The 13,061-nt window shown below is 58.3% G+C and carries 14 protein-coding genes; 7 read left to right on the forward strand and 7 right to left on the reverse strand.

Annotation, left to right across the window (positions count from 1 at the left end; genetic code table 11):
* Positions 1-76: 76 nt before the first annotated feature.
* From AQ621_RS01100 to gmk, 3 genes are all read right to left on the reverse strand, one after another.
* Complete coding sequence (locus AQ621_RS01100) at positions 77-2,218, reverse strand: RelA/SpoT family protein (protein ID WP_058340010.1); 2,142 nt, start codon at positions 2,216-2,218, stop codon at positions 77-79.
* Positions 2,219-2,393: 175 nt separating this feature from the next.
* A complete protein-coding gene (gene rpoZ / locus AQ621_RS01105) occupies positions 2,394-2,606 on the reverse strand; it encodes a DNA-directed RNA polymerase subunit omega (protein WP_022988808.1) in 213 nt (70 codons plus the stop codon).
* Positions 2,607-2,712: 106 nt separating this feature from the next.
* Positions 2,713-3,345: a guanylate kinase gene (gmk, locus tag AQ621_RS01110; RefSeq protein WP_058339912.1), complete on the reverse strand. Its 633-nt coding sequence runs from the start codon at positions 3,343-3,345 to the stop codon at positions 2,713-2,715.
* A gap of 148 nt (positions 3,346-3,493) precedes the next feature.
* Between gmk and AQ621_RS01115 the strand changes: the two genes are divergently transcribed.
* The 3 genes from AQ621_RS01115 (at position 3,494) to AQ621_RS01125 (ending at position 5,156) form a co-directional block, all read left to right on the forward strand.
* Positions 3,494-4,372, forward strand: coding sequence for a universal stress protein (locus tag AQ621_RS01115; RefSeq protein ID WP_058339913.1), 879 nt, complete (start codon positions 3,494-3,496; stop codon positions 4,370-4,372).
* Positions 4,373-4,518: 146 nt separating this feature from the next.
* Positions 4,519-4,812, forward strand: coding sequence for a type II toxin-antitoxin system RelE/ParE family toxin (locus AQ621_RS01120; RefSeq protein WP_058339914.1), 294 nt, complete (start codon positions 4,519-4,521; stop codon positions 4,810-4,812).
* A 14-nt stretch (positions 4,813-4,826) separates the two neighbouring features.
* A complete protein-coding gene (locus AQ621_RS01125) occupies positions 4,827-5,156 on the forward strand; it encodes a HigA family addiction module antitoxin (RefSeq protein ID WP_058339915.1) in 330 nt (109 codons plus the stop codon).
* 15 nt (positions 5,157-5,171) lie between these two features.
* Here the strand turns inward: AQ621_RS01125 and AQ621_RS01130 are convergent, their stop codons facing one another.
* Positions 5,172-6,041: a YicC/YloC family endoribonuclease gene (locus AQ621_RS01130; protein ID WP_058339916.1), complete on the reverse strand. Its 870-nt coding sequence runs from the start codon at positions 6,039-6,041 to the stop codon at positions 5,172-5,174.
* A gap of 146 nt (positions 6,042-6,187) precedes the next feature.
* On the opposite strand from AQ621_RS01130, the gene rph reads away from it, so the two are divergent.
* Positions 6,188-6,904: a ribonuclease PH gene (gene rph, locus AQ621_RS01135; RefSeq protein ID WP_058339917.1), complete on the forward strand. Its 717-nt coding sequence runs from the start codon at positions 6,188-6,190 to the stop codon at positions 6,902-6,904.
* A gap of 158 nt (positions 6,905-7,062) precedes the next feature.
* Here the strand turns inward: rph and AQ621_RS01140 are convergent, their stop codons facing one another.
* Complete coding sequence (locus AQ621_RS01140; protein ID WP_058339918.1) at positions 7,063-7,869, reverse strand: exodeoxyribonuclease III; 807 nt, start codon at positions 7,867-7,869, stop codon at positions 7,063-7,065.
* Between the two features lie 82 nt (positions 7,870-7,951).
* Between AQ621_RS01140 and pyrE the strand changes: the two genes are divergently transcribed.
* Positions 7,952-8,590: an orotate phosphoribosyltransferase gene (gene pyrE / locus AQ621_RS01145; protein ID WP_022987603.1), complete on the forward strand. Its 639-nt coding sequence runs from the start codon at positions 7,952-7,954 to the stop codon at positions 8,588-8,590.
* A 3-nt stretch (positions 8,591-8,593) separates the two neighbouring features.
* On the forward strand, positions 8,594-9,286 hold the full coding sequence (locus AQ621_RS01150; RefSeq protein ID WP_058339919.1) for a DUF4124 domain-containing protein: 693 nt from the start codon (positions 8,594-8,596) through the stop codon (positions 9,284-9,286).
* 32 nt (positions 9,287-9,318) lie between these two features.
* Here the strand turns inward: AQ621_RS01150 and AQ621_RS01155 are convergent, their stop codons facing one another.
* Together AQ621_RS01155 and AQ621_RS01160 are read right to left on the reverse strand one after the other, a co-directional pair.
* On the reverse strand, positions 9,319-9,735 hold the full coding sequence (locus AQ621_RS01155; RefSeq protein WP_058339920.1) for a hypothetical protein: 417 nt from the start codon (positions 9,733-9,735) through the stop codon (positions 9,319-9,321).
* A 143-nt stretch (positions 9,736-9,878) separates the two neighbouring features.
* On the reverse strand, positions 9,879-10,217 hold the full coding sequence (locus tag AQ621_RS01160) for a DUF2782 domain-containing protein (RefSeq protein WP_058340011.1): 339 nt from the start codon (positions 10,215-10,217) through the stop codon (positions 9,879-9,881).
* Between the two features lie 85 nt (positions 10,218-10,302).
* Between AQ621_RS01160 and polA the strand changes: the two genes are divergently transcribed.
* Positions 10,303-13,032, forward strand: coding sequence for a DNA polymerase I (gene polA, locus AQ621_RS01165; RefSeq protein WP_058339921.1), 2,730 nt, complete (start codon positions 10,303-10,305; stop codon positions 13,030-13,032).
* The last annotated feature ends 29 nt before the right edge of the window (positions 13,033-13,061 follow it).

Genomic DNA, 13,061 nt, shown 5'->3' on the forward strand with positions numbered 1-13,061 from the left:
CCTGCGTTTTCCTCTCGTTCAAAACGCCAATCCTCTCCCTTCAGCGTGGCGACTGTCAACCACGCTAAAGTCGCACTCAGTGGCGAACCCGGCTGATGTGAGTAACCGCACGGATATTGCGCACCCGGCGCATCACCCGGGCCAGGTGCCGGCGGCCATTCACGTGCACCACCAGGCTGACAATACCGAACTTCGCGTTCTGGTCTTCCACGTTGATGCGTTCGATATTGCCATCGGCCATGGCCACGGCGTTAGCCACTTCGGCAATCACACCGCGCTGGCGCTCCAGTTCTACCCGCAGCTCTACCGAGAACTCATCGGTGATGTCCTTGGCCCACTTCAGGTGGGTCAGACGGGCGCGCCCTTCGTCGTCTTCCGGCAGGCTGGAGCAGGTGTCGGAGTGGATTACCATCCCGTTCCCGGAATCCATAATACCCACGACCGGATCACCCGGAATGGGTTTGCAGCAGCTGGCAAAGCGCACCAGCATGCCTTCGGTTCCGCGAATGGTCACCGCGCCCTGCTTTTCGGCCGGGGCATTTTCCAGGTTGGCGGTAGTTTCCAGCCCTTCACCGCCACTGACCAGCTGCCGCGCCACCAGGTAAGCCATGCGATTACCCAGGCCGATGTCACTGACCAGGTCATCAAAACTGTTCACCTGGTTATGGCTGACCACGGCCTGGCGCTGGACTTCGGTAATGTCCGAAAGCTTGGCGCCAAAGCCTTTCAGGGAACGCTTGAGCAGGGTACGGCCCAGCTCCAGGGATTCTGCACGCTTGCGGGTTTTCAATACGTGGCGGATGCTGCTGCGGGCCTTGCCGGTTACCACAAAGCTGAGCCAGGCCGGGTTGGGCCGGGCGCCGGGGGCGGTGATAACTTCCACCGTCTGGCCGCTTTGCAGGGGCTGGCTCAGAGAGGCCAGGTTGCGGTTAACACGACAGGCTACCGTGGCGTTGCCGATATCAGTATGAATGGCGTAGGCGAAATCCACCGGCGTTGCCCCGCTGGGCAGCTCCATAATCCGGCCCTTGGGAGTAAACACGTAGATTTCGTCCGGGAACAGGTCGACCTTCACGTGTTCGATGAACTCCATGGAGTCGTCGGCCCGCTCGCGCATTTCCATCAACCCTTTCACCCAGCGGTCCACACGGGACTGGTTGATGCTGGTAACGCCGGATTCCTCGTTCTTGTACATCCAGTGGGCAGCAATACCATTGTTGGCGATGTGCTCCATTTCCTCGGTACGGATCTGGATTTCAATGTTCACATGCATGCCGAACAACGTCGTGTGCAGCGACTGGTAGCCGTTCGCCTTGGGCATGGCTATGTAGTCTTTGAAACGGCCCGGCAGGGGCTTGTACAGGCTGTGTACGGCGCCCAGGATCCGGTAACAGTCGTCTTCCGTATCGGTGATGATGCGGAAGGCGTACACATCCATGATTTCATGGAAAGATTTCTGCTTGAACTTCATCTTGTTGTAGATGGAGTTCAGGTGTTTTTCCCGGCCCAGTATCCGGCCCGGCAGGCCGCGCTCTTCCAGCTTTTCCTGCAGTTTACCCCGGATATCGTCGATAATTTCCTTGTGGCTGCCCCGCAGCTTGGCCACCGCTTTCGAGATGTACTTGGAGCGCATCGGATACAGCGAGGAAAAGCCCAGGTCTTCCAGCTCGGTAGAAATAGAATGCATACCCAGGCGGTTGGCAATGGGGGCGTAGATATCGAGGGTTTCAGTGGCAATGCGCTGGCGTTTTTCGTAGGGCATGGGGCCCAGGGTGCGCATGTTGTGCAGGCGGTCTGCCAGCTTTACCAGGATCACCCGGATGTCCTTGGCCATGGCCAGGGTCATTTTCTGGAAGTTCTCGGCCTGGGCTTCGGCCCGGGAGCGGAATTCAATCTGGGTCAGTTTCGATACGCCGTCAACCAGTTCGGCCACGTCTTCACCGAACTGTTCGCTCAGGGCATCTTTCGGGATACCGGTGTCTTCGATAACGTCGTGCAGCATGGCTGCCATCAGGCTCTGATGGTCCAGCCTCAGGTTGGCAAGGATGCCGGCTACGGCCAGGGGGTGGGTGATGTAACGGTCGCCGCTTTTGCGCATCTGCCCTTCGTGGGCCTGTTCGGCGTAATAATAGGCCCGTCGCACCTGATTGATGCGATTGGTATCCAGATACGAGCTAAGCTCTCTGGCCAGATGTTCAACCGTTGGCTCTACCGACACCGCGCCTCCAATGTTTCTCTGAAAACCGGGGACAAAAAAGCCCGAATGCATGCATCCGGGCTTTTTTGTTGTCCTTCCGGCGGATTTCTATAGATACACTATAAAACCGCGCGGTCAGATTTCAATGCTTCTTAACGGTTGGCAGTAATTCTACGCACAACCGCAAGCGGGCATTTTAGTCTTCGTCGTCTTCGGTCAGCAGATCGCGAGTCACTTTGCCTTCGGCAATCTCGCGCAGGGCGATAACCGTGGGCTTGTCGTTCTCTTCCGGCACCATCGGCTCAGCACCCTTGGTGGCAATCTGGCGGGCGCGCTTGGTGGCCAGCATAACCAGCTGGAAGCGGTTATCTACGTTTTCCAGACAATCTTCAACGGTAACTCGTGCCATTATCTTCCCCGAACAAAAAGAATCACTGATTTAGCAGACCGCGTAGTTTACTGGCACCGGCTCAATTTGTATACAGTGGAAGCCACTATGCATGCCGGCACGCCAATCAGCCGCGGCCAGACAATCCCGACAGCAGGCTGGCGTGGCGAACTTGCTGCACGCCCATCTTCAGCCGGTGGCTGCGCGCAATCGCCAGGAGATCAGCCAGCGCCACACTGAAATCGTCGTTCACCACCAGGTAATCGAATTCTGCCGCGTGGCGACACTCTTCTTCTGCCTCCGCAAGCCGGCGCTCCACCACGTCTGGCGCATCCGTACCACGGCCAACCAGGCGCTGGCGCAGAACCTCGGCCGACGGCGGAACAATAAAGATGCTCACACATTCAGGAATCAGCCGGCGCACCTGTTCGGCACCCTGCCAGTCGATTTCCAGAATGACGTCCTGCCCGGTGGCCAGGGTTTCCCGCACCCATACTTGCGAGGTGCCATAGTAGTTGCCGAAAACGTCTGCGTGTTCCAGGAAGTCACCCCGGGCAATCATCGCCTCGAACTCGTCCCGGCTGACGAAGTGATAGTTCACCCCGTCCTGCTCGCCTTCCCGCATCGGGCGGGTTGTGTGAGACACCGAAACCCCCAGCCGGGAATCCTGGCGGAGCATTTCCGACACAAGGCTGGTTTTACCCGCACCCGAAGGGGCGGAAATCACAAACAGGGTGCCCTGCTCACCGGCCTGACTCATGGCGTGATGACTCCTGAACAACAGTTTGCGGCCACTACGGATGGCCAGAAAGCGGCAAATTATACGGGGTTTGACTTATCTCCGCACCCCGGGTGACTTTCTGCTGATAGTATTGGAACAAATTCCACGTTAGCTGACGGATACCGACATGGACAAACTGCTGATCATCATGGACCCCCAACACAAAGACCAGACCGCACTGACCCGCGGTGTTGAACTGGCCCGGGCAACCGGTGCCAGTGTGGAAGTGGTGGCGTTCGTGCATGACTACCTGGACGCCCTGCCGGGCGATCCGGAGGTACAGAACCGGGCCAAGAAGGCGCTGATGGACCATCGCCAGAAATGGCTGGAAAAGATGCTGGCGCTGGCCGACTGCAACGACCTGAAGATCAGTGCACGAACCGTCTGGGAAAAGCAGATTCACCTGTGGGTCATTGCCCAGTGCCAGAAAGAGAAAATCGGCGCCGTGGTCAAAACCGGAAACCGCTCGGAAACCTTCCTGTACACCCCGACAGACTGGCACCTACTGCGGGAATGCCCGGCGCCGGTGATGCTGGTGGCCGAGCAGAAATGGAACAAGGCCCGGCCGATCCTGGCAGCGGTGGACCTGAGCTCAGATAAAACGGTCAAAAAAGCCCTGAACAACCGGATTATCGACCAGGCCTGGCACCTGGCCAAAGCCCTGGGCACAGAGTTACACCTGGTGCACGCCCTGCATACCTCGGTGATCCTGGCAGACCTGGACATCATCGACCCGGTTGCCCACGCCCGCAAACGGGAGGCGGCACTGAAGCCCCACATTGAACACCTGTGTAACACCTGGCACCTGGCGCCCGAGCAGGTTCATATCGCATCCGGGCCGGCCCAGAAGGTGATCCCCAGCGTGGCCAACAAAATCAAGGCCGACATGATAGTGATCGGCACCACCGGCAAGACCGGACTGGCCGCCAGGGTGATCGGCAATACCGCCGAGAAGGTACTAACTCATTTGCGGACGGATTTGCTGGCTATCAAACCGGCGGAGTAACCACTACCCGCCAGGGGGTGATTCCATCGCAACAGCCCGGGGCGTATGGGCTGTGATGCTGGCCATACAACAGAAACTGCACGCAGACTCAGTTTGACGCACAAACCCATTGTGCATAGAATGCACAAAAAAACACTCAGAAAACTATGGCTATCGAATTCAGGGATGAATGGCTGGAAACTTTCTACGAGGAAGATAGTGGCCACAGAAAAATACCAGTGACTATTGAAAGCGCACTGTACAGGAAGCTCCAGATTCTTGATGCAGCAACGCAGGAGTCAGACCTCAGGGTTCCGCCTGGGAACAGGTTCGAACACCTGCTGGGCAGGCTCACCGGATGGTGCTCCATACGGGTGAACAAGCAATATCGTTTGATATTTCGCTGGGAAGACGGGATTGCCCGGGATACGTATCTGGACCCTCATGCTTACAGGGGCTAAGGGAGGTAAAAGTAATGAGAACGACAAAGCGTCGCCCAGTGACCGTCGGCCAGATGCTGGTAACAGAGTTTCTGGAACCAATGAACATCGAAATCCGGGAGCTGGCAGAAGCTATGGGCGTACACAGAAACACCCTGAGCCGGATCGTGCATGACAAAGGCGCCCTGACCGCGCCCATGGCTATCAAATTAGCAGCAGCGCTGGGGAATAGCCCGGAATTCTGGCTGAACATACAACACGCCGTCGAGATCTGGGACGTTCGGCATCGGGCTTATGCACAGGAAGCCGAAAACGTGCGGCGAGTGAAGGCCCACCCAAGCAACGCCAGAGCTGCCGCCAACTAATTACCCAGAGGAACCTTACTCCAGGTTCTGCACCTGCTCCCGCATCTGCTCGATCAGCACCTTTAAGTCCACCGCTGCGCGGGTGACGGCGGCATCGATGCTCTTGCTGCTCAGGGTATTGGCTTCCCGGTTCAACTCCTGCATCAGGAAGTCCAGGCGCCGGCCGATGGCATCGTCGTTTTGCAGGGTGTCGGTGACTTCACTGATATGGGCATCCAGGCGGTCCAGCTCTTCGGCCACGTCACTTTTCTGGGCCAGCATGACCATTTCCTGGGCCACGCGCTCCGGGTCCAGCTCTACCTTGGCTTTCTCAAAGCGATCCCGAAGGTTCTGCTCCTGGGCGGCCAGCAGCTGGGGCATTTTCTCCCGAACTTCCGCCACCAGCTTACCCATGGTGGTCAGGCGGTCCTCGAACAGTGGCCGCAGGCGCTCACCCTCTCGCTCGCGAACCGTCATCAGCTCCTTGACAGTTTCCGCGAACAGCCCCGCCGCCGCTTCCTTGGCCGCGCTGTAATCCTTCTCCGGCAACGACATCACCCCCGGCCAGCGGAGAATATCCAGTGCGTTGATGTGGGCCGGGTTATCCAGCATACGGTTAATGTGGTTGGCTGCCTCGTTCACCGCCTGGGCCATTTCATCGCTGATCTCGAAGCTCTGCACCTCGCTCTCCACCGACTGCAGGCGCATGGAGATATCCACCTTGCCCCGCTTCAGCCCCTGCTTGCGCAACTCCTCCCGAAACCGGTTTTCCAGTTCACGGAAAGCCTCCGGCAGGCGGAAAGACGGCTCCAGATAGCGATGGTTTACGGTACGGATCTCACAGGTGAGAGTACCCCAGTCACCCCGGGTATCCTTGCGGGCAAAAGCAGTCATGCTGCGGATCATAATGGCTCCAGTCGTGTTCAACAGAGTTTCGAGTTTAACAGGCAAACGCCCGGAGCAGCGAACCCGACCAAATGCTATACTCGGTGCCCTTTCAAAACGCCCGACCGGCAACAGCCGGACATTCATCTTCAAAAACAGGACACACTATGCGACCAAGCGGCAGAACGCCCGAGCAACCCAGAGACGTCCGCATCACCCGCAACTACACCCGCCACGCCGAAGGCTCGGTGCTGGTTGAGTTCGGCGACACCAAGGTTATCTGCACCGCCTCGGTAGAGAACAAAGTACCGCCCTTCCTGCGCGGCGAAGGCAAAGGCTGGATCACCGCCGAATACGGCATGCTGCCCCGCTCCACCGGCAGCCGCATGGGCCGCGAAGCCGCCCGTGGCAAACAAGGTGGCCGCACCGTAGAAATCCAGCGCCTGATCGGCCGCAGCCTGCGCGCAGCGGTAGACCTCGAAGCCCTGGGCGAACACACCATCACCATCGACTGCGACGTCATCCAGGCCGACGGCGGCACCCGCACCGCAGCCATCACCGGCGGCTGCGTTGCCCTGGTAGACGCCCTGAACCACCTGGTCACCAACAAACGCCTGAAGCGATCCCCGCTCAAGCAAATGGTCGCGGCCGTTTCAGTGGGTGTATACAAAGGCATGCCGGTAGCCGACCTGGACTACCCGGAAGACTCCGAAGCCGAAACCGACATGAACGTAATCATGACCGATCAGGGCGGCTTCATCGAAATTCAGGGAACTGCCGAAGGCGCACCGTTCGAACAAACAGAACTGGACGCCATGCTAGCGCTGGCAAGGAAAGCGATTAATCAGTTGTTTGAACTGCAGAAAGAAGCTTTGAGCGCATAGGCCTGACGGCCTACTGAAAGCTAGCGGGTTCGGAGGGGGGAAGCCTTTCCGGAACCGTCTCCGGCTAGGGATGGCCGGAGTCGAGCGCACAGGGATGTGCTTGTAGCGTGTTCCGGAAAGGCTTCCCCCTCCGGACACGCGACCGACTATCTCAAAGCTTAGAAGCCGATTTCGATATCGTAATCCATGATCACCGGCGCGTGGTCAGAAAACCGCGTGCCGTCATCAATCCAGCCATCGCGAATAGTCTTGCGAATCCCCGGCGTCAGCAAATGGTAATCCACCCGGATACCGGCCTTCTTGCGGGAACCCTCGGCCTGCTCCGGCCACCAGGTAAACTGGTTGCTCTGCTTGTTGATCTCACGGAATGCATCAATACAGCCCATCTCATCAAACAAACGATCCAGCCACGCACGCTCATGGGGCAGGAAGCCGGAAAAATCCGTCTTGTGGTAGAGCGGGCTGGCATCCGTTACATGGTGAGCCGTCTGCAGGTTGGCACAGAAGATAAACTGACGACGCTTCCGCAGGGTTTTCTGCATATGCACGCCAAAGGCTTCCATGAACTCGTCTTTGTGATCGAGAACGGTCAGATCGTCTTCACCAGTCAGCTCTTCTTCACGGCCCAGGGCACAGGGCGCCAGAACACAGGCTACGGATACCTTGTCGAAATCGGCCTGGATAAAGCGACCTTCACGGTCGGCCTGCTCATTGGCAAAGCCGTACATAATGGCTTTCGGGAAGTGACGGGTATAGATGCCCACACCGCCGTGCTCGTTCAGCTCCCCGTCGATGAAGTAGGCCTCATACCCTTCCGGAACCAGGTTTTTGTCTTCAACTTCGTAGGCACGCATCCGGTGGTCCTGAACACAGACAACATCAGCGTCCTGCTCTGCCAGCCAGTCAAAAAAGCCCTTCTCAACAGCCTGCTCCAAGCCATTGACGCTGATTGATACTACGCGCATACGTGTTCCCTGATTCGGTTTGTGTAGTATGATACCGGTTTTACGCTTTAATTAAAGATCCTATCCCGCCAGAAGCCTTGCCATGCATGACTATCAGCAAAAATTTATCGAATTTGCCATCCAGCGGAACGTTCTGCGTTTTGGAGAGTTCACCCTCAAATCCGGGCGCACCAGTCCGTACTTTTTCAATGCCGGACTGTTCAATACCGGCGACGACCTGCTACAACTAAGCAAAGCCTATGCCGCCGCGATAGAACGCAGTGGACTGGATTATGACATCATTTTCGGGCCTGCCTATAAGGGCATTCCGTTGGCTACGGTTACCGCCATGGCCCTTGCAACAGACGGTAACAGCAAACCTTTTGCCTTTAACCGTAAAGAGAAGAAAGATCACGGTGAAGGCGGTAATATCGTAGGCGCTCCCTTGCAGGGTAAAGTGCTGATTGTGGATGATGTGATCACCGCAGGCACCGCCATCCGGGAGTCCATTGATATTATCCGGGCCGCCGGGGCCGAGCCGGCAGGCGTACTGATTGCCCTGGACCGCCAGGAAAAAGGCAATGGCGAACTCTCGGCCATCCAGGAAGTCGAAAAAGAATTCGGCATTCCGGTCGTCAGCATCATCCGCCTTGAACAGGTACTGGACTACCTGAAGTCCAACCCGGAATTCGCCGGCCATGCGGAGAGCGTAGCCAGCTACCGGGACCGTTACGGAGTCTGATAAATGCAACACCGTGTGATCGCATCGCCGGTTCTCGCCGGTCTTGTCGCCCTGGGGCTCCTGGCCTCTGCCGGCGCGCAGGCGACCATGTATCGTTACACGGACGAAAACGGACAACTGGTGATCGGCAATACCATTCCCCAGGAAGCCACCAAGCGCGGCTATGAGATCCTGAGCGACAACGGCCGGGTTGTGAAAACCATACCCCGGGCGCTGACAGCCGAGGAAATCGCCGCGCGGGAAGCGGCCAGGCAAGCCGAAGAAGAGCGCCAGCGGCAGCTCGAGGCCCAGCAAGAGCTGGACCGGCAATTGCTGAAGCGCTTCAGCCATCCGGACCAGGCCATCCGGGCCCTGCGCCGGAAAATCCAGGAAATGAACAGCCTGATCCAGCTCAAACGCGGCAATATCAACGTGATTTCCGGGCAGCTGGATAACGAGCAAAGCCGCGCCGCCGATATGGAGCGGGCGGGGCGTGAAATCCCCGAAGCCACGCTGGAGAAAATCCGCAGGCTGGAAGCCCAGATTCGTGAGGTGGAGCGGGAAATCTCAGCCCAGCAGCAAGACATCGAGTCCGTGCGCAAGGCCTACGAGGAAGACGTTCTCAGGCTGGAAGAAATTACCGGGGAAAAACGAACCATTCCCCTGAACCCGGAAAGCGAAAATGCTGATCCGGAAACAACAGAGGGCGCTCAATGAGCGCCCTCTGCTTTTTACACTACCGGCCTTAATCAGGCTGAGGCAGTTTCTTTCTTGGCCGCAGGCTTGCGTGCCGCAGTTTTGCGGGCAGTCGGCTTCTTGGCGGTGACTGACTTCTTGGCGTCCTGGGCCGCCTCGGCCACATCTTCAGCGGCTTCGGATACGGCATCAGCACTTTCAGCCGCTTCTTTCTCCAGCTTGGCAACCAGCTCAGCTGCGAAGTTGCCGAAACGGCCGTTCAGGGAGCGCAGTTGCTCGAACAGGGTTTCGGAGTAGCCGTTGTAACGCTTGCGCAGGCTCTTCACGCTGTACTCGCGGGCTTCCGCTTCCAGCTTCTCGGCGTAGTCGAACGGCTTGGAGGCCAGCTTCTTCTGCTGCTCTTCCGCGGCGTTGATGCCCTTCTCTACGATGTCCTGCAGTTGTTCCTGGTAAGATTTAAGTTTACCCATGATGACTCTCCTGACGTTTCAGACGTTCGTGATTTTCCAACTTCGGCCGGCACTTCAGCGATCAGCGCAGCCGGCTTCTGGTAACTTTCACGGTCAGGTTACGGGCAAAAATTAGAATGTTCATACTAGAACTGCTCAGGTAATCACCAACGGAAGATTACCCAACTCGGAACCAGCAAGTCTGAATCGGTATCCTGCACCCAGCCACCGCCATCGGCAGGCACCAGGTAGTATTCCGGACCGATTTCCGGCACCACCTTGATCTCCATAAGCTGGCCGTTGACCCGGTACTCGTAGAAGACTTCGTTCTCGCCAGGGCGGATGACAATCTCCGGGCCACCTTCGGGCGGCTGGTAATCGGAAATCACCAGCGGCTCCTGTGGCGTGACCACCGGGACGGCATCCAGGGCCCCCTCATCCTGGGCCACAGCCGGCACACAGAAGCAGCCCAGCAACAGGGCGGAACAGGCGATTCGTTTCATTTTCGTGGTACCCTTTGGTTCATCTTTCTGGCTAGAGTTGCACAAGCCAACCCACGCTTCAATCAGAATCCGGACCCGTTTTGACATGACTGAGAAAAAGACCCCACCCGTGGTTCTGGTAGACGGATCTTCCTACCTGTTCCGTGCCTACCACGCCCTGCCCCCGCTCACCACCAGCAAGAACCATCCCACCGGCGCCATCAAAGGCGTGGTGAGCATGCTGCGGAGGCTGGAGCAGGACTTCCCGGAATCAAAAGTCGTGGTGGTTTTCGATGCCAAGGGCAAAACCTTCCGGCACGACATGTACGAAGAGTACAAAGCCAACCGGCCGCCCATGCCGGAAGACCTGGCCATGCAGATCGAGCCGATCCACAACATCGTACGGGCCATGGGCCTGCCGCTGCTGATCGTGCCCGGGGTAGAAGCCGACGACGTGATCGGCACCCTGGCCCACGAAGCCACCAGCAAGGGCATTGATGTGGTGGTGTCGACCGGCGACAAGGACATGGCCCAGCTGGTGAGCGACCACGTCACCCTGATCAACACCATGACCGAAACCGCCATGGACCGTGACGGCGTAGTGGAGAAGTTCGGCGTAACGCCAGAGCAGATCATCGACTACCTGGCCCTGGTGGGCGACAAGGTGGACAACATCCCGGGCGTGAACAAATGCGGCCCGAAAACCGCCGTAAAGTGGCTGCAGGCGTATAACGACCTGGATAACCTGATCGAACACGCCGGCGAAATCAAAGGCAAGATCGGTGAATACCTGCGCGAGGCTATCGACACCCTGCCCCTGAGCCGGGAACTGGCCACCATCCGCCTGGATGTGGAACTGGAATTCGGGCTGGAAGACCTCACCGAGCGGGAGCAGGATGACGACAGCCTGCTGGAACTGTTCAAGGAATACGAATTCCGTAGTTGGATTGCCGAGCTGGAGAACGCAGGATCTACCAGTGACAACAAGGCCGCTGCCTCCGAGACAGAGCCTGCCAAGGCCATTGAAAAACAGTACTCGGTGATCACCGAACAGGCGGAGCTCGACAAATGGCTGGAGCGTCTGAAAGCCGCCGACCAATTCGCCTTCGACACCGAAACCACCAGCCTGCGTTATATGGACGCCGAAATTGTGGGTGTGTCCTTTGCCATCGAGCCAGGCGAAGCGGCCTATGTGCCCCTGGGCCACGACTACATGGGCGCACCGGACCAGCTGGACCGCGACGATGTACTAGCCCAGTTCAAACCGCTGCTGGAAGACCCGAAACAGAAGAAGATCGGCCAGAACCTGAAGTACGACAAGAACGTGCTGGCCAACCACGACATCCACCTGGAAGGCATCAGCGACGACACCATGGTGGAGTCTTACGTGCTCAATTCGGTAGCCACGCGCCACGACATGGACAGCCTGGCCCGGGAGTATCTGGGCGAACAAACCATCACTTACGAATCCATCGCCGGCAAGGGCGCCAAGCAGCTTACCTTCAACCAGATTGACCTGGAAAAGGCCGGGCCCTACGCCGCCGAAGATGCCGACATCACCCTGCGCCTGCACCAGACCCTGAGCCCGAAACTGAAAGAAACCGGCAAGCTGGAACCCGTCTACCGGGAGATCGACCTGCCCCTGGTGCCGGTACTGTCACGCATGGAACAGCGGGGCACCCTGATCAGCGCCAGCACCCTGCGCCAGCACAGCCAGGAACTGGCTGAGCGCATGGCTGAACTGGAGAAGGAAGCCCACGAGGTAGCCGGCGAAAGCTTCAACCTGGGCTCCACCAAGCAGCTGCAGGCGATTCTGTACGACAAGTTCGGCCTGCGGGTGATCAAGAAAACCCCGAAGGGCGCGCCATCCACGGCCGAACCTGTGCTGCAGGAACTGGCCCACGAGCACGAACTGCCCCGGCTGATTGTGGAACACCGCAGCCTGAGCAAGCTCAAATCAACCTACACCGACACCCTGCCGGAGCTGATTCATCATCGTACCGGCCGTGTGCATACCTCGTACCACCAGGCGGTCACCGCCACCGGGCGCCTGTCGTCCTCCGAACCGAACCTGCAGAACATCCCCATCCGCACCGAAGAAGGCCGTCGCATCCGCCAGGCTTTTATTGCTCCGGAAGGCTACAAGCTGCTGGCGGCGGACTATTCCCAGATTGAGCTGCGCATCATGGCGCACCTGTCTGGTGACAAGGGCCTGCTGACCGCCTTCGAGCATGGCGAAGACATCCACAAAGCCACGGCCGCCGAAGTCTTTGGCGTGAGCCTGATTGAAGTCAGCTCCGACCAGCGCCGCAGCGCCAAAGCCATCAACTTCGGCCTGATCTACGGCATGTCTGCCTTTGGCCTGGCCCGCCAGCTGGGCGTGGAAAGAAAGGTGGCCCAGGAATACATCGACCGCTACTTCGAGCGTTACCCCGGCGTGCTGCGTTACATGGATAACATTCGCAAACAGGCCCACGACGATGGCTACGTGGAAACCCTGTTTGGCCGTCGGCTGTACCTGCCGGAGATCAATGCCCGTAACAAGCAGATGCAACAGGCCGCCGAACGCACCGCCATCAACGCCCCTATGCAGGGCACCGCTGCCGACATCATCAAACGGGCGATGATCGATGTTGACCAGTGGCTGCACGCCGAGCACCAGAATGACGCATGCATGACTATGCAGGTGCACGATGAACTGATCATCGAAGTGCGGGAAGACGCTGTGGAGAAAGTCCGCGAGGGACTGGTGAAACGCATGTCGGCTGCCGCAAAGCTGGACGTACCGCTGCTGGTGGAAGCCGGCGTGGGCGACAACTGGGACCAGGCCCACTAACCCGGCGCTCGCATGGCATAAAAGCTGCA

It is taken from the genome of Marinobacter sp. P4B1, from assembly GCF_001447135.1.
In the GTDB taxonomy this organism is placed as follows: Bacteria; Pseudomonadota; Gammaproteobacteria; order Pseudomonadales; family Oleiphilaceae; genus Marinobacter; species Marinobacter vinifirmus.

Excerpts from the sequence above, each read along its gene's own strand:
- pyrE (WP_022987603.1), top strand. The coding sequence starts at position 7,952 with ATGCATGACTATCAGCAAAAATTTATCGAATTTGCCATCCAGCGGAAC.
- AQ621_RS01120 (WP_058339914.1), top strand. The coding sequence starts at position 4,519 with ATGGCTATCGAATTCAGGGATGAATGGCTGGAAACTTTCTACGAGGAA.
- gmk (WP_058339912.1), bottom strand. The coding sequence starts at position 3,345 with ATGAGTCAGGCCGGTGAGCAGGGCACCCTGTTTGTGATTTCCGCCCCT.
- polA (WP_058339921.1), top strand. The coding sequence starts at position 10,303 with ATGACTGAGAAAAAGACCCCACCCGTGGTTCTGGTAGACGGATCTTCC.
- rpoZ (WP_022988808.1), bottom strand. The coding sequence starts at position 2,606 with ATGGCACGAGTTACCGTTGAAGATTGTCTGGAAAACGTAGATAACCGC.
- AQ621_RS01130 (WP_058339916.1), bottom strand. The coding sequence starts at position 6,041 with ATGATCCGCAGCATGACTGCTTTTGCCCGCAAGGATACCCGGGGTGAC.
- AQ621_RS01160 (WP_058340011.1), bottom strand. The coding sequence starts at position 10,217 with ATGAAACGAATCGCCTGTTCCGCCCTGTTGCTGGGCTGCTTCTGTGTG.
- AQ621_RS01150 (WP_058339919.1), top strand. The coding sequence starts at position 8,594 with ATGCAACACCGTGTGATCGCATCGCCGGTTCTCGCCGGTCTTGTCGCC.
- rph (WP_058339917.1), top strand. The coding sequence starts at position 6,188 with ATGCGACCAAGCGGCAGAACGCCCGAGCAACCCAGAGACGTCCGCATC.
- AQ621_RS01140 (WP_058339918.1), bottom strand. The coding sequence starts at position 7,869 with ATGCGCGTAGTATCAATCAGCGTCAATGGCTTGGAGCAGGCTGTTGAG.
- AQ621_RS01115 (WP_058339913.1), top strand. The coding sequence starts at position 3,494 with ATGGACAAACTGCTGATCATCATGGACCCCCAACACAAAGACCAGACC.
- AQ621_RS01155 (WP_058339920.1), bottom strand. The coding sequence starts at position 9,735 with ATGGGTAAACTTAAATCTTACCAGGAACAACTGCAGGACATCGTAGAG.
- AQ621_RS01125 (WP_058339915.1), top strand. The coding sequence starts at position 4,827 with ATGAGAACGACAAAGCGTCGCCCAGTGACCGTCGGCCAGATGCTGGTA.